19 protein-coding genes are annotated in these 14,840 nt (G+C 65.7%); 1 reads left to right on the top strand and 18 read right to left on the bottom strand.

Annotated features, from left to right (window positions below):
• Positions 1 to 28: 28 nt before the first annotated feature.
• The 18 genes from ACSQ23_RS21530 to ACSQ23_RS21445 all read right to left on the bottom strand — a co-directional run bounded on the left by ACSQ23_RS21530 (position 29) and on the right by ACSQ23_RS21445 (position 14,349).
• Complete coding sequence (locus ACSQ23_RS21530; RefSeq protein WP_436091850.1) at positions 29 to 151, bottom strand: hypothetical protein; 123 nt, start codon at positions 149 to 151, stop codon at positions 29 to 31.
• Positions 152 to 168: 17 nt separating this feature from the next.
• Positions 169 to 513, bottom strand: coding sequence for a hypothetical protein (locus ACSQ23_RS21525; RefSeq protein ID WP_436091849.1), 345 nt, complete (start codon positions 511 to 513; stop codon positions 169 to 171).
• Positions 510 to 908, bottom strand: a complete 399-nt coding sequence (locus ACSQ23_RS21520) for a hypothetical protein (RefSeq protein WP_436091848.1) — start codon at positions 906 to 908, stop codon at positions 510 to 512. The genes ACSQ23_RS21525 and ACSQ23_RS21520 overlap by 4 nt, the downstream gene beginning before the upstream one ends.
• Positions 909 to 922: 14 nt before the next feature.
• Entirely contained in the window at positions 923 to 1,378 is a 456-nt protein-coding gene (locus ACSQ23_RS21515) for a hypothetical protein (RefSeq protein ID WP_436091847.1), read from the bottom strand.
• The gene (locus ACSQ23_RS21510; protein WP_436091846.1) at positions 1,378 to 1,686 is read right to left on the bottom strand and encodes a head-tail joining protein; all 309 of its coding nucleotides are present in this window, start codon (positions 1,684 to 1,686) and stop codon (positions 1,378 to 1,380) included. Before ACSQ23_RS21510 ends, ACSQ23_RS21515 begins: the two co-directional genes overlap by 1 nt.
• On the bottom strand, positions 1,686 to 1,877 hold the full coding sequence (locus tag ACSQ23_RS21505; RefSeq protein WP_436091845.1) for a hypothetical protein: 192 nt from the start codon (positions 1,875 to 1,877) through the stop codon (positions 1,686 to 1,688). Before ACSQ23_RS21505 ends, ACSQ23_RS21510 begins: the two co-directional genes overlap by 1 nt.
• Before the next feature lie 5 nt (positions 1,878 to 1,882).
• A complete protein-coding gene (locus ACSQ23_RS21500; RefSeq protein WP_436091844.1) occupies positions 1,883 to 2,491 on the bottom strand; it encodes a hypothetical protein in 609 nt (202 codons plus the stop codon).
• An 83-nt stretch (positions 2,492 to 2,574) separates the two neighbouring features.
• Positions 2,575 to 3,462, bottom strand: coding sequence for a Mu-like prophage major head subunit gpT family protein (locus ACSQ23_RS21495; RefSeq protein WP_436092153.1), 888 nt, complete (start codon positions 3,460 to 3,462; stop codon positions 2,575 to 2,577).
• Between the two features lie 59 nt (positions 3,463 to 3,521).
• Positions 3,522 to 3,956, bottom strand: coding sequence for a hypothetical protein (locus ACSQ23_RS21490; protein ID WP_436091843.1), 435 nt, complete (start codon positions 3,954 to 3,956; stop codon positions 3,522 to 3,524).
• Positions 3,953 to 5,329 (bottom strand): S49 family peptidase, encoded by a 1,377-nt coding sequence (locus ACSQ23_RS21485; protein ID WP_436091842.1) that lies wholly within the window; start codon positions 5,327 to 5,329, stop codon positions 3,953 to 3,955. The genes ACSQ23_RS21490 and ACSQ23_RS21485 overlap by 4 nt, the downstream gene beginning before the upstream one ends.
• Complete coding sequence (locus ACSQ23_RS21480; RefSeq protein ID WP_436091841.1) at positions 5,326 to 6,903, bottom strand: phage portal protein; 1,578 nt, start codon at positions 6,901 to 6,903, stop codon at positions 5,326 to 5,328. Before ACSQ23_RS21480 ends, ACSQ23_RS21485 begins: the two co-directional genes overlap by 4 nt.
• Positions 6,903 to 7,136 carry a DUF6148 family protein gene (locus tag ACSQ23_RS21475; protein ID WP_436091840.1) on the bottom strand — a complete coding sequence of 78 codons (234 nt, stop codon included), beginning with the start codon at positions 7,134 to 7,136 and terminating at the stop codon, positions 6,903 to 6,905. Before ACSQ23_RS21475 ends, ACSQ23_RS21480 begins: the two co-directional genes overlap by 1 nt.
• Entirely contained in the window at positions 7,136 to 9,097 is a 1,962-nt protein-coding gene (locus tag ACSQ23_RS21470) for a phage terminase large subunit family protein (RefSeq protein WP_436091839.1), read from the bottom strand. The genes ACSQ23_RS21475 and ACSQ23_RS21470 overlap by 1 nt, the downstream gene beginning before the upstream one ends.
• Complete coding sequence (locus tag ACSQ23_RS21465; RefSeq protein WP_436091838.1) at positions 9,094 to 9,684, bottom strand: hypothetical protein; 591 nt, start codon at positions 9,682 to 9,684, stop codon at positions 9,094 to 9,096. Before ACSQ23_RS21465 ends, ACSQ23_RS21470 begins: the two co-directional genes overlap by 4 nt.
• A gap of 125 nt (positions 9,685 to 9,809) precedes the next feature.
• Complete coding sequence (locus tag ACSQ23_RS21460; protein WP_436091837.1) at positions 9,810 to 10,562, bottom strand: hypothetical protein; 753 nt, start codon at positions 10,560 to 10,562, stop codon at positions 9,810 to 9,812.
• Between the two features lie 140 nt (positions 10,563 to 10,702).
• Positions 10,703 to 11,293, bottom strand: coding sequence for a hypothetical protein (locus tag ACSQ23_RS21455; RefSeq protein ID WP_436091836.1), 591 nt, complete (start codon positions 11,291 to 11,293; stop codon positions 10,703 to 10,705).
• 399 nt (positions 11,294 to 11,692) lie between these two features.
• A complete protein-coding gene (locus tag ACSQ23_RS21450) occupies positions 11,693 to 13,477 on the bottom strand; it encodes a DNA primase family protein (RefSeq protein WP_436091835.1) in 1,785 nt (594 codons plus the stop codon).
• Positions 13,474 to 14,349 (bottom strand): DNA adenine methylase, encoded by an 876-nt coding sequence (locus tag ACSQ23_RS21445; RefSeq protein ID WP_436091834.1) that lies wholly within the window; start codon positions 14,347 to 14,349, stop codon positions 13,474 to 13,476. The genes ACSQ23_RS21450 and ACSQ23_RS21445 overlap by 4 nt, the downstream gene beginning before the upstream one ends.
• Before the next feature lie 119 nt (positions 14,350 to 14,468).
• Between ACSQ23_RS21445 and ACSQ23_RS21440 the strand changes: the two genes are divergently transcribed.
• Positions 14,469 to 14,828, top strand: coding sequence for a hypothetical protein (locus tag ACSQ23_RS21440; RefSeq protein ID WP_436091833.1), 360 nt, complete (start codon positions 14,469 to 14,471; stop codon positions 14,826 to 14,828).
• The last annotated feature ends 12 nt before the right edge of the window (positions 14,829 to 14,840 follow it).

Genomic DNA, 14,840 nt, shown 5'->3' with positions numbered 1-14,840 from the left:
GCGGTAATGATGGCCTCTACGCGTGGGCTCATGGGGCGTCCCTCGTCATCTGGTCGTAGACCAGGAAGGCGTGAAAATCCGACAGGGTGAACCCGTGCCGGATCTGTTCAGGGGTTTGCTTCAGCCGATCCGCCAGCCGAAAGATGTTCATCAGCAGGGGATCGGCGGTCAGTTTTTTTCTATGTCGTCGGGCGTCTCGGTGCGGATGATGCCCATCTCGCGCATCAGCCGGCCGAACACGTCGGGGTCGGCCGCCTGCATCAGGTCGACGCCGTCGATGCGCTTGAACATCGGCGAGCCGTCGGCGTTCTGGGCGATCATGCAGAACACGTCGACATTCTGGCGGATCGGGTTGCCCGGAGCTGCCTTTAGCGCCTCTGCCGCGTCGTTCAGCGTCGGCTTGCGGTAGTAGATGACCAGCGGCTTATCGGGGGACTCTCCCCATTCTGGCACTTTGACATCCGCAATGCCGGTCCGCGCGCCCTGCGCCTTGATGCGATCGAGGACGCTCATGCGTTGGCTCCCCTCACCAGCGGACCGGTGCCCTGGAACTGAGCCGAGAACGGCACCACCTGGCCGTTACCGATCTCGCCGTGCTGCACCTGGGTGACGATGCCGGTGCCGTCGAGCTTCTTGGTGGCGGCAGCAGTGCCAGCCGGGTTGAAACTCAGCGACAGGACGGCGCCGATGATGATCAGATCCTGTCCGTTGGTGTCGCCGAGAAACCAGTGGCCGTTGACCGTCGCCGTCCAGGTGGGCAGGCCGTCCGGGAGATAGGTACGCGCGGTATCGCCGAGCGAGGTGTCCTCGGCGGTACCGCCGGTCTCGGTGATGGTGAAGCCGGTAAGTTCGGCAATGGCATTCGCGGCGACTTTCACGACGCCGGAATTACCCTTGATGGTGGTCATCGAGGTGTCTCCTGTTAAACGATGCTGGTGGGGTCGTCGGTGGCCGTCCGATAGACGACGGGAAAGAGCATGCGGATCACGCCGGTGCGGCGAGCGGTGCCCTCGGGCGGCTCAGGCAGGTCGATCGAGCTGATCGGCGTCCCGATGTTCTGCAGCAATGCAGACAATGCCGGCGTTCCACTGTCGGCGTAGATCTTGGCTTCGACCTCGGCCGCGACACGATCGAGCTCGTCCTCAATGTCATCGCCACCCTGCAGCCAGCCTTCAACGATCAGGCGGCCAGTGCGCGCCATCTTGCCAAAGGTGTCCCACTCGGCCGACTCCTCGCGGATCGCAATCTTCAGGCCCGGCATGTCGCCGGCAGCTAGCGGCGCCACTCGTGAGGTGAAGACCTTCGACCCGGTGGTCGGCAGCCCTGTCAGGTCGCTGACGGCGGCATCTCGCACCTGCTTGCGCGCATGATCGACCATCAGATCACCTCTTCCAACAGCAACACCGATAGGCCGGTGCCGTCTGGCTGGATCGCCTTCACGACGTGCGAAACGCCGCGGAACGTCACCGCGTCGCCGGCGGCGCCGCCGGGCGGGATGTCGACATCCCGGCACTGGATGGTGGCGCGGTTGTTGAGCGCGCCGAAGCCATCGTCGCTATCGACGCGCACTGTGCCCCGATGGCCGATAATGGCCATCGGGGTCACTCCCCAGAGGAAGGGCGAGGGCTCATCCGCATTGAAATCGGCGAAGAACGAAGCCCGATCGGCATCGGATTCGACCGGCATCAGTCGCCCTCGCTGGCCGCGGCGGCCTTGGCGCTGGGTTCGACCAGCCAGCCGTTCATCCGCCAGCGATCGGCCGTGTGCGGGTCGACCTCGGTCGGCTTTTCGGGCTTGTCGACCACGCTGAACCGCGTTCCCGCCTCGTGCGGCTGCTCGCGCAGCCACACCAGTGTGTTGCAGGTGACGGACTTCATGGCCGTCAGGCCTTGAGCTCAGGCAGGTCGTTGACCAGCTTGTCGGCCTTGGCCTGCGCTTCGAGGGCGTCATCGAGCGCCTTCTGCAGCGGCTTGCGCTTTTCGGCGTCGGGCTCTGCCTCGTGGGCAGCCTTTGCCTTCTCAGCGACTTCGGCCGCGGCATCGGCGGCATCGATCAGCGCGTTGCGCTTCTCGATCTCGCCGAGCAGCTCGCGGCGCGCGTCGGTGCGGGCGCGGTCGTACGCGGCGTTGAACTGTCGGCGCAGTTGCGCCATCTCTGGCGTGTCGCCGTTCGCGTGGCGCTCGGGACCGGGCTTCCTGGCCGTCTTGGCGGGAGTGCCGGGCGCAGGATCCTCGCCGATGGCGAGCGCCACGCCGCGATCGATCTCGCCCTCGAGTTCGACAGTCTCACCGGCCTTGAAGAACACCGGCTTGTCACTGACAAAGCCGAGCCGCTTACTGTCCTTGATGTTCTTGTGGCCGTCCTTCACCGGCCGCACCAGGTGGCCGCGGTCATGGGCCTGCGCCCCAGTGAGATACATCACCGTGCCGCCGGGCACGCTGGCGCCGGAGGCGAAGGTGACCTCGCGCCGTTCCTGCTTGGTCTTGCTCATCGGAGGGTCCTTTCATTGCACTGGAAACGAAAAGGCCCGCTGCTGAGGCGGGCCTTTTCGAGGGGTTCAGGGGCTAGTCAGGCTCAGGTGAACGTCACCTGCACCGCGCCCTGCCAGTAGCCGTAGCCGACGTTGCCTGCCCAATCGACGCCGAAGATCTGCTCTTTGTTGAGCTGCTCGTACTCGGAGCCGTCGCCGATGGCCACCACGTCCGCGCCGCCTTCCTCTTCCTGCAGGATGAACGGCTTGATTGCCCCATCCGTACGGAAGATCGCGAAGGTGTCGGTCCAGGTGAGGCGCGGGTTGACCACCACGCTCACCTTGAAGTCGTTCTTCAGCGCCGCAATGGTCGCGGTGCCGCCGTTCGTGCCGAGCAGGATCGATACCGCTCGAAGCGCAGTACCCATCAGCACCACGGGCACCATCACGGTGAACTCACGGGCCTCCTGGTTGATCGGCTCGCCCTGGTCATCCTTGAACCCGTACATAGTCTGGATGCCGGAAACGATCGCGTCCGCGAACTCGTCGACGGTCGGCGTGGTGCCGGTCGCCGCTGCGAAGGTGATCTTGTTGCTCTGCGTGCCGCTGGAGCCTTCGGCATGGTCGGTGTCGAAGAAATACTGCCCGTCGTAGCAGAGCGCCGAGGCGCCGTTGAGGATCAGCGTCGAGAGCAGCTTGCTCGGGTAGTCATTCACCCGGTTGGCGAGCTGGTCGACCCGCACCTGGATCTGGCCGGTCTTGTCGCGGCGCATATCCTTGGACTTGATGCGCAGATTAGCCTCGTGATCCTTGTTCGAGATCGCGAAGCTGACTTCGGCGAGTTCGTTCAGCTGACGCTTGCCGACGAACTCATGCATCGCCGGCGGCGCGCCGAGCCAGGCGTAGTTTTCGCTGGCCTGGTCGCTGCCGGTTTTCATCGCCAGGGTGGTCACCCAGGCGGCAGTTCCGGTCTCGAGCGCCAGCAGAAGCATGGACTTCACGCCGCGGGTCGAGAGCTTATCGTTCTGAGCGGGATACATCCGATGCCCCTTTAGGCCTGGAGCGCGGCGCGAACGAGCGCAGCGTCGAATTCGACGACGGCGATGCCCGTCGACACCCAGCGGCTGACATAGCCGATGAGAGAGTTGGAGGTGGCAGTGAGCGTGAACGTGTCGTCATCCGACGCGTACACGGCCGCCCGGTCGTTGGCGGTCACGGCGAGGCCGGAAATCGGCAGGGTGACGAAGCCCTTCTGCTCGACCGTGACGTTGACGGCGCCGGCGGCGCCGGCGGCGTTGTCGGCCTTGGCCACGGCGAAGCCGAGGAACACGTCGGCGGCGACCAGCGGGCGGGCATAGCCCGCAGCGTTCTCGCCGACGGCAGCGCCGCGGTAGATGATGTCCGTCGCGACGACGGGGTATTCTTCGCGGATCGGGTCCCCGGCGTAGTGCCAGGTCCGGACCTTATCGACAGCCAGAGTGGTCACTTTGCACCCCCGTTCTTGGCTTCGTTCTTCTGGAAGGCGACGTAAGCCTCAGCCGAGGGGAACTCGGCCTGGAGCGCCGTGCTGCCCTCGTATTCGGCCTTCCAGCCCTCGGGCGTGGTGGGCTTCTGGGCGGTGTCGCCGGGTTTGGCAGGGGTGGCGGCGACGGCCGACGCGTCATCCTGCTGGATGGCGCCCAGCACTGCGGCATTGGCCGCTGCGCCCGAGGTCATCAGCTTGAGCGCGGTGTCGGCGGCAGAAGTGCCGTCCTTCTTGGCCGTCGTGGTGATCTCGATCACCTTGGCGTTGCCGGCATAGGGCGCCGCAAGGGCATCGATCTGCGCGCAGCGCTCGCGATCGGCGGCAACAGCCGCGGTCACCGCCTGCGCATTCCCGGCCTTGGCTTCGGCTGCACCCTGCTCTTTGCCCTCGGCGATCAGCGCCGTGGCAACTTCAGGATGATCGGCCTTAACCGAGGCCACCGTGATGGTGGTCATGGTCTCGTCTCCTTCATCAGTGTTGAGGATGTCGGCCTCGAATTCGGCCAGTGCAGCGTCGAGCGCGCCGATGCTGTCGGCGAGTTTGTTTTCGATCGCTTCGGTGGCGGTAAAAGTCAGTGCCTCGGTGGCGCGGACCGCCGCCGCGTCGAGGTTTCGGTTGCGAGCCACGGTATCGACGAACACGCCATAGAGTTCATCGACACGCGCCTGGATGCGGGCCTTCACGTCGTCGGGCAGTGCCTCATAGGGGTTGCCGTCGACCTTGTGCTGGCCGGCGAAGATGAACGTCACCTTGTAGCCGGCCTCGTCGAGCGCCTTCGACACATCTACATGCGAGGTGACGACGCCGATCGACCCCACGCCGCCGGTGCGGGCCACGACGATCCTGTCGGCCGCCGAGGCGATCGAGTAGGCCGCCGAATAGCTGCTCTCAGCTGCAAAGGCTCGGATCGGCTTGCTGCCACGCGCCGCGAAGATGCGATCGACCAGGTCGAAATTGCCGGCGACCATGCCGCCGGGGGAATCGATGATCAGCGCGATGCCGGTCACCTCCGGGTCGGAAACCCCGCGCTCGAAGGCCTTCCAGATGTACTCATAGCCGGTGGCATAATCGAAAAACTGGTAGGGGAAGCCGTTGAGCAGCACCCCCTTCACCGGGATCATCAGCACGCCGTTGCGGACGATGTACGGACGAAGCCGCTTGCTGCCCCACGCACCCAGCTCGGTCCAGAACTCGTCGCCTTCGCCCTTAGCCGCGGCGATCTCCGCGTGCTGCAGGGCGGCGAGCGAAACCAGGCTGCTCTCGAACCGGTCGCGCAGGTGCGGCGCGACGAGCGCCGGCTCATTGGCGAACCGTGCCAGCCAGGGATTGGTCATTCGTCCTCATCCTTGCTGTCGTCGTCTTTGTCGGTGCCGTCGTTGTTGCGCTCGTCTTTCTGTTGCGGCGCCGCAGCCGCCTCGCCGGCGCCAAGCACTTCGCGCTCGTGCAGGATCTGCGCGCTCTTGGTGTCGAAGTCCCCGCCGGTGCGCTCGGTCATCACCTGCTCGCGGCTCTTCACGTTCATCTCGATGTCGGTCTTGTCGGCGTTGGCCTCGACCTGCGGGTTGATCTGGATCCGGGTCGGCCCGATCCACACGCGGCCGAGCCACGCCGCCCGCTTGATCGGGTCATCGAAGAAGCCCGGAGCATCGAAGCGGCCCGAGGCCACCATCTCGGTGAACTGCCATTCGCGGATCGGGTCGAGCACCGTCCGGATGAACCAGGCCTGGTCGACCATGAACCCCTTGTAGGCCACCTCGAGCGCGCCGCGGGCCGCCGAAAACGACGACGAGAAGTGCGCGAGCAGCACTTCCATCGGGATACCCAGGGCAACGCCGATCTGCTTGCAGAAGGCCTCGAAAAAGCCGTTGAACGCGGTGTTCGGGCGCTCCGGCTTCTTCACCTGCACGTCGCTGCCCGGCGCCAGCGTGGTAATCGCCAGGTCTTCGAGCGTCAGCTCGCCGGCCTCATCGGGCACACCGCCTTCCGGGGCCATGACGATCGGCTGGCCGTCGTCATCGACGACCGTGGCCAGTTTCTCGAAGGCGAACAGGTAGGCGTCGTTGATGGCCGCCTTCAGTTCGGCAGCGCTGTAGTCGCCGAGCTGTTTCAGCGACTCCTCGACCGCGGCGAACATCGGCACGCCGCGCACCTGGCCGGGCCGGGTGATCTCGGCGGCGAGGATGAACTGCAGCAACCCGCTGCTGCCGCGGCGCGGCATGTAGTTCCAGCGCAGCGGCTGCGCCGAGCGCTCGCCCGGGTGCCGATCGGTGATGTAGCAGCCGAGCACTTCGCCGTCGGCGGCGAGCTTCACGCCGCCCTGAACCTCTGCCGTATCGGTCGCCCGGTTCGGGTTCGAGATCCGGTCGGCCTCGACCAGCACGATGCGCGTGCCATAGGTCTCACCCGGGCGTTTCCGGTACCGCCGGGCGATCCCGAGATCGCCGCTGACACGCGCCGAGTGGAAGATCAGCCGCTGCTGGTCATCGAAGTGCATCAGTCCGGTGAAATCGGCCTCCCGGCAGAACAGGTCCCACTCCCGCTCGATCTGGTACTGGATCTCGGCCCGGTCTTCCGCCGCGATGCCCAACACCTTGGCGTCGAGCACCGAGCGGAGGCGGAGGCCGGCGCCGACGACGCCGTTGACCTTCGTGTTGATGGCGCCCAGCGCGATCGGGTTGTTCCGCTCGAGGTCGCGCGACCGGCCCCGGAGGATGCCGAGATCCGGCAGGATATCCGCCGCCGGGCTACCCTCGCCGGCGCGCCAGTTCCGGGTGCGCCTGGTCGAGCGGCGGGCAGCCTCATAGCCGCTGTCGTTTCGCGCGCCGGCAAGCCCGCCGATGGCCATGGCTACGCCGTTCAGGGACAAGGCCAGCCGGCCCCTGAGGCTCTTTCGCGTTGCGGGTTTCATCAGTTGATGATCGTCCTCGTGCGACTGCGGCCCGTGGCCAGCCCGCCGAGGCGGACAACCCAACCGTTCCAGTAGTCGATGCGTTTCGCGACCTGCCCAAGATCAGCCCGGGACAACTGCCGCCTGTTGCCCTCAACCTCGATCTCGTAGCTCTGCGACGTCGCCAGCGCCTCTTCGGCCGCCAGCCAAACAGCCAGCTTCGCCTCGGCGATCGCGAGCGTGATTCCAGCCATCAGTTGATCCTCATCTTCCGCACCTTTCGGCGCGCGGCAGGAGCCGGCGCAACTGGCGGCAGGTTCACCGGCGGCGCTGCTGCCGTCGATTGCATCAGGTCTTCGAAGTCGAGCTGCACTTCCGGCGGCGCGGTTTCGCGCTCGGTGAAGTAACGGTCCCAGATGGCATCGAGCAGCTCGCGGCTGGGTCCGGCGATGCGGATCCATGCGGCCTCGGCCTGCAGGTTGGTGTCGAGGCCTTCGTTGGCCTGGTTTGGGTCCTTCACCCACTCCCAGCGAATGAAGCCCTGCTTGGTTTTCGTCGGCTTCCGGCTTTCGGCCGTCAGCTGGCGGTAGAACTCATCGTCGAGGCCGCGCGGCAGGTCGACATAGCCGCGCACCAGCGGGTCGGTCTTCAACAGATCGCGGTAAAGCCCCATCTTCAGCACCGAGGTGGCGAAGTTGTAGAACCGCTTGCTGTAGGGAAGCCGCTTTCCGGCGCGGTTGGTTTCCTTCTTCACCCGCACCAGCAGCGGCGCCGATTCCGACGCCACGCCGCGCACCATGATCACCCGCGAGCTCGGGTGCTTCTTCGCCCAGCCCCAGACATCCTCAGTCCAGGCATTGCCGTCGATCGCCAGCACATCGATGGCGATCGAGCGCCCCGCGGCGTTGAGGAACCCTTGCTTCAGCAGCGCGTCGAGCGCGTCCTGCGCCTCGACCGACGAGATGTGCCCCGGGATCACCCCGTGCATCACGATGGCCCGCCGCTTGTTCGGCCCGCGCGCCACCAGCTGCCACTCGACGCGGTCAATCTGGCAGTCGACACCGCAACACAGCACCGGAAAGCCGGCGGGGATGCGCCCGATCGGCCGCTCGGACTGGGCGCCACGATCGCGTAGCGCTTCCCAGGGCGGCGCCTCGCCGGTCGTCTTGTAGGCCCGCCCGATCGCGTCGTTCAGGAACGTCTGTTCGGACTTCGGATCGCCCTTCGCCTTGATCCACTCTCGGGCGATCTGCTCCCAGCTTTGCAGCGGCGAGTAAGCCGACCAGATCTCGAAAGACCGGTGCACCCGCATGGCGCCCGGGTTGCTCGCCCGCCACTCGCCCCGCCGGCGCATGTCCGGCAGGTGGTGATGACTGATCTCCCCCCCGCAGTCGATGCAGGTGAAATGCGCGTCCTCGGGGTGCACCTCGTCGAGCCCCGCCAGCATGTTCTCCCATTCGAGCGGCTGCATGTGCCCGCAGTCCGGGTCCGGGCATGGCAGATAGAGCTTCTCCTGGCTGCCGAGCTCGAAGTTCTTCGATATCCGACACCCCGGTTCGACGAGCGGCGTCGAGACCTTCAGGATCTTGGCAAACTCGTAGGCACGCGACCGGCTATCGGCCTGCGTCTCCGGGTCGCCGGCGGCGTTCATCTCCCATTTCGCCAGGTCATCCTGTACCTGGCGCGCCATCGACACTTGGCTGAGCGAGGCCGGCGAGTTGGCACCCGAGATCAGGATGGCGCCGCGGCCGTCCCGGCGTTCCTTGTAGAGCACCGAGTCGGAGCCATCGCGAGCTCGCTGCGGGAAGATCGCGGTCAGCGCCGTCGTCGACTTGATGAACGGCACCAGCTTCATCTTCGACCAGCGGGACGCGTTGTCCTCGGTCGGGTGCACGAACAGGAAGTCGCCCGGGTCCATGTCCATGGATCCGCCGCAGAAGATGTTGGCCAGCACCGTGCCGCCCAGTTGCGCCGACTTCTTGATCGTCACCACCCGACACGGGTCGTCGGGCGACAGCGCCCGCAGGATCTCGTCGAAGTAGCCGAAGAGGTTCCGGTTATACGGCCCCTCGAATGGTCCCTCCCGCTTGGAGAAAACGATGTTGCGCTCGGCCCAGCTGACGAAGTCGACTGGCGGCGGCGGCTGCAGCACTTCGGCGAGCGTCAGCGCCGCCAGGCGCTCGGCGTTCGCGACCTCGACGGTTAGCTCGCTCACTGGATGACCGTCTCGACGGTTGCCGGCATCTCGCCGGCGGCGTTGCGCTCGAGCTGCGCCGCGGTCGCCCGCTTGTCGTTCATCACCTGCTTGACCAGGTGCAGCACGTCGCGCTGCGGCAGCCCGAACTTCGCGGCAATCGCATTGGCAATATCGGGCGCCATGCCGGCGAAGGTGTTCACCACCTTCTGAGCCGTCCGCGCGATCTCCCGCTGCATGTCGTCGGCCGGCACCAGCCGCCCGAGCGTCGCCGCCTCTTCGATCGTCTCCCGCCGATTCCGCCGCTTCTCCTGCTCGAGCCGCTCCAGCTGGATCAGCTTCGCCGGATCGTCGGTCTTCAGCACCGGCGCAGGCACGTCGCCGGTCGGCTCCGCTTGGTCCAGCCTGGTCAGCAGTCCGTTGCCGAGCCCCTGCCCAACATGGCGCCGCGCCGCAATCTGCTGCTTCGCCAACTCGACGCGGATCCGGGCACTGCGCCCTTCACCTACCAGCGCATCGGGCCCGATGATGCCGGCAGCGATGTATTGGCTGATGCGGCCAGGCGTCACGCCGACCTCACCAGCGAAATCACCCTTCGACATCTCCATATTTAGGGCTCTTTAGGCTCCACTTGAGAACTGACTTTAGGCTCTCAAAACCCTGTCAGACTGGCGATAGGTCGAGGGTCGAATTCCCCGCAGGCTGGGTCGATCGCTGGAAGGACCCATCGACCTCAGCGCTGGCCCGTGGCCTTCTGCAGCTCGGTGTAGAAGTGGCGCTGCCAGTAGGCAGCGAACACCCGGTCGGCCTTTGCCATCGTGGCCTGACCGAAGTCGTAGCGCTTGCGATAGGTAGGCTGCCGCACGAAGATCATCACCGCACGGATGCGGTTGCCTACCCGCTCATAGATGCCACGCCGCAGGCCCGAGCCCTCATGGGGTATGAAGTAGCGGGCCTTGCGCTTGGCCCCTGCCCGCTTCCGAGACCTTGCGGTCTCATTCATCTTGAACCCCACCTCGGCATAGGCACTCAGCTGCGAGAGGATCGCAGTGATGGTCGGCCCAGGGATGTTCCCATAGGCGTTGCGCTTGTAGCCGATAGCTATGGTGGCGAACTCGTCGGGCCGCATCAGGCCCATCTGGCGCAGCCTGCGCTCCAAGGGTTTTGCCGGCCGCGCCCCACCCTGCACCTCTGGGAACAGATACTTCGAGGGCGGAGTGCCGCCGGCGCTGTCATCCCTGAGGATGATCGTTGCCTCGAGGCGCTCCTTCGTCGCCCTGAGGTGACGGGGGAAAACCACGGCCCGCTCGGTGTACGGCGTCGGCCGATCGAACACGCCACGCACCTTGTCCTGCTCGGCCCGCACCGCGTCCTCAGCGGTGTCGTTCAGGGCGTTGCGGGTGATCGAAGGGATGCGGACCTGCGCCCACTGGGGCATTTCGGCCGCCAGTGACGAAGTGTCGACTGCGAAGGAAAGGGAGAGCATTGGAGAAACGGTTCCTTCTCGTCACCATTTCCGGCCGCTGAAAACGAAACGCGCCACCGGGTGAGGGCAGCGCGTCTGATTCCCTATTGGGATGCATCACACATGCCGCAAATAGCTGCGTTTTGTCAATTGCGACCGTCTCAGCTGGCCACCGCATGCAGAATCGCCGGCCTCACCTCATCCCAAGGACGTGCCGAAACGAACGGCCCGATGGCCTCGTGCGAGGCCATCACCTTGTTCAGCGGCGCCACCAGGGCCACCAATCCCTCGCGCCATGCCGTGTATTCCGCCCGGTGGAAGCGCACCAGCTCGGCCCGCGTGCCCTCGAACACCATCCGCGCCCGCTTTTCGCCGGTGCGGTTCACCTGGTCGGCCCAATCCCACAAGGGCCGCCCTCGACCGTCGCGTTCCTGCACCCACTGCCCCTCGCCCTCCTCGCACCAGTCGGGCCGCATCCCCGTCCGCCCGTTGAGCAGCACCAGGGCGCCTATCTCCGCCGGCAGCGCGTCGATTGCCTGGCGCACCAGCATCGCATCGTCGTCGGTCCAAAGGGCGGCCGAGGGCGGCGGAGCGCCGTAGCCCGAGGTGTCGACGCGCGTGCCGAGCACCATCCAGCCATTGTCTTGCCCTGAGGCGGCGCTCCAGCCCAGCCCCTGCTCCCGCAACGCCCAGGTGACGAGCTGCTCGATATCCATGCCCTGCCTGGCGACCTCGGCCGGCCTCTTATCCATTTCCGGTACCCCTTCTCCCTCTTGCGAGGGTTAGCGATAGTTGAGCGACAGTTGTCGGTTGCCGAAAGCGATGGTGCGGCAAGGGTTTGCGACAGTTGCGAGGGTTGCGACAGTTCCCCTTGTGCCATAAGCGCAAAAGCTGACACCCGAGCATCGCCACCCGCCGATAGAGCGCACCACCCACACCCCTCCAGCAGTATACGCGCGGGGAACTGTCGCAACTGTCGCACAATCGCGCTAACCCATTGAAATATCGCTTGAAACACCGGCGCGACAGTTTCATTCCAACCCTCGCTTAACTCTCGCAACTGTCTGCGGCCCGCGCTTGCGCGGGGCGACAGTTGCGACTTCCGTTTTCTCTTCACTCGGAGGGGGTTGGGGGCGAGCGCAAAAGCGGCGCTAGAAGTGCTGGGTGCTCGCTCTCGGGATGTCGCCGAGCATCACATCGAGGTAGCGGATCTTCCGACCGCGCTCCTTCTTGATGCCCAGTGCGCCGAGCCGCGTGCCGAACGCGGTCTGCGTCCACGGCTTCAGCCCGTTGGCCTCGCACCAGTCGCTATAGGCCTTGAACATGTCGCCGGCCGGCACCGACATGCCCTCAGCGTTGATCACGCAACCCGTGACGAACACGCCGACATGGTCGCGTTCCTCGCGATAGTCCTCGGTGAAGGCGGTGACGCTTGCCGGGATGAACGGCTGCAGCCCTTCGTTGAGGTAGCGCAGCGCGCCAGCGATCAGCCAGTTGAGGATCCCGGCGCGCTCAGCGTCGAACTTTGCCATCAGCACGCCGAACGGCAGCCGCTCGCCCTCGGGGATGGTCACCCCCCAGTGCACCAGCAGCAACCGGCGCCAGATGCCGTAATCCGTGCCCGAGACATTGGGCATGTCGTTGCCCGAGAGCACCGCGGTGAACACCGGGTCGAACTCGAAGATTTCCTTCTGCAGAAACCGCGCCACCATCCTGGTGCCACCGGTCAGCGCCTTGATCAGGTTTTCCTTGAGCGGCGTGCCGCGCGGCAGTTCCTCGATTGTCACGAAGCGGCTCGAGTGCAGCCGGGCGATATCGCTGTTGGCCTTGCTGCCGTCGCGCTGCTGTTCGCCGGTGATGGTGTCGGGCGACACCACGGCGCGATACATGTCGGCCAGCCGGCCGAGCGCCTCGAGGAATGCCGATTTGCCGTTGGCGCCGGTGCCGAAGTGGAACACCAGGCGCTGCTCGTCATTGCCACCGAGCAGCAGCGCATAGGCGTGGAACACCTGGAGAAACAGCCGCATCACTTGGTCGGGCTGCGTCGTCAGCAGGAACCGGTCGAACTCCGGGCAGGTCGCAGCCGCGTCATAAGCCACTGCTGCTCGCTTGGTCAGCATGTCCCCACGGTTATGACCCTCGAACTTCGCCTCCCAATGGAAGGTCGGCGACGCCGGATCGGAATCGGGGTTTTCCAGCCGAACGAAGCGCAGCGTGCCGTTGAGCAGGTTGAACTGCTTGTGGTCGGCATCGAGCGCCGTCGCCTCGATCGATTTGAGGCTCGCCGCCTGCTTCAGCATCGCCTCGGTCTTCCCCGAGTTGCCCGAGCCCACGGCGAACTTCCGCCGCTCCGATCTTCGCTTCGACAGCGCCTCGAGGATCTTGCCCGCGCGCATCTGCAGCGCGATGTCCTCGGGCGTCTGCGCGGTTGCCGGCTTCTTCCGCGCCGCGGCCGCTGCCTCGAGCAGCCGCTGCTGCGCCGGCGAGGCCTCGATCACGATCGCCTCGAGCTTGATCTTATCGACGAGGTTCTGCGCCAGCAGCCGCGCGCCGAGCTCGCCCTCGTCGCGCTGCCAGTGCGTCTCGCGCCAGGTCAGCCAGCCCATGCCGGTGACATAGGCCAGGTTGTCGCCGAACCAGATCAGCAGCCGGCGCCCGTTGTCGCGGTCGTTCTGGTCGAAGTCGCGACAGTGGCGCGCCTTCTCCATTTCCTCCGGGCCAACGCCATCGGGCGGCAGCTCGTCACCATCCTGCGGCCCATCGGGCATCTGGTCATGCGCCGGCGGATCATCGGCGCCGGCCTTCTTGGCGCGCGGCTTCCGGGCCTTGCCCTTGCCACCCTCGATCACCTTGAACGGTGCCTCGGTCACCGGCTTCTTGCCGGCCATGGCCTTCTTGACGCGATCGCTGGGGGTATCGTCCGAGGAGTCGGTCATTCGGCCGCCTCGAACATGTCGGACTGCCGGCGCTGCGCCGCGAGGGCTGCCGCGCAGGCAGGGTTGATCCAGACAACCTCGATGCGGGGCCGCGCGCCGTCCGCCAGCGACTCCCGCTCGAACCGCGGCCAGCCAGCGAGGGCGGCGTCGTAGAGCGGGTGTGGGTAGCCCGACAGGACGACCATGCCCTTGAGCGTGCCGAGAAACTTCAGCAGATCGGCGTGGTCGCCGTCCGACATCTCGTGCCGATACTGATGCTTGGCGTCGTAGGGATTCTTTTTCGACCTGGTGGCGTGCATGTAGGGCGGATCGACATAGTGCAGCGTGTCTGCCCAGTCGTGCGAAGCCATCACCTGCTGCGCCGGCCGACGCTCGATCGTCACGCCCTGGAGCCGCGCCATCATCGCATCGAGGGCGTCGGGATAGCTCTTCCAGTCATGCGCCGGCGTGGTGCCAGACCGCGACGAATTGGCCCTGAAGCCAGTCGTCTTATGGCCGCGCCCCCTATCGGAATGTGCGTTCGACCCGAACCCCATGAAGCTGCGGATGATCAGTCGACGGGCCTGTTCGATTTCATTGTCGGACGGCTGCCATGCCGCTTCGAACTCAGGCCGGGCAAACGGTGTCAGCCGTAGCAGCCGCTGCAACTCAAGCGCCGCTTCGCGCTCGCGCAGCACCCGGAACAGCGTCACCACGTCCTCGTCGAGATCGTTGTAGATCTCGGCATAAGCGGGCGCCTTGCGCAGCAGAACACTTGCCGCGCCGCCGAATGGCTCGACGTAGATCCGGTGGGGTGGAAAGAAGCCGATAATCCAAGGAGCCAGCAGCCACTTGCCACCATGCCATCGAAGAGCCGGTCGTGCGGGTATCATGCCGCACCCCACAAACCTGTGGACGGGCCGAAGCCGGCTTGACGAGACGCGCTATAATGTTCGAGCGAGCGAATCGTTGGAGGGAGATGCGCAGTCGCACAACGCGAAAGGAAACTGCAATGTCTAACTTCGAAATCGAGGCACGGCTGCACGAGGATTTCTACTCCTCTTCCCGACGAGCCTCTCTTGTTGCGGCCATCCGCCGCCTGACCCCTGTAATCTTCGATGAGCCGACTTCCTCGTGGCTCATCAGCTACAGCGGCACTGCCACCGAGCTGGCGACCTACCTCAGAAACGGCACAGTCCTGTATCGCGACGGTCGCGACATGCTGCTGGTTAAGGAGGTCGTTGTACGGGACTGGGCTGGTTTCGGCATCACCGATACTGACCGTCTCGCCGCGGTGATCGCGCACGCTGCGCTGCCCCCGGTGACGGCCCCAGTGAACGCTTGGCGCGCTGCCAACACGCTCAAGCGCTAACGAACGCAGTCG

This window comes from Devosia sp. LjRoot16 (assembly GCF_964252795.1).
GTDB lineage: Bacteria > Pseudomonadota > Alphaproteobacteria > Rhizobiales > Devosiaceae > Devosia_A.
This window is presented reverse-complemented; position numbering and strand designations above follow the sequence as displayed.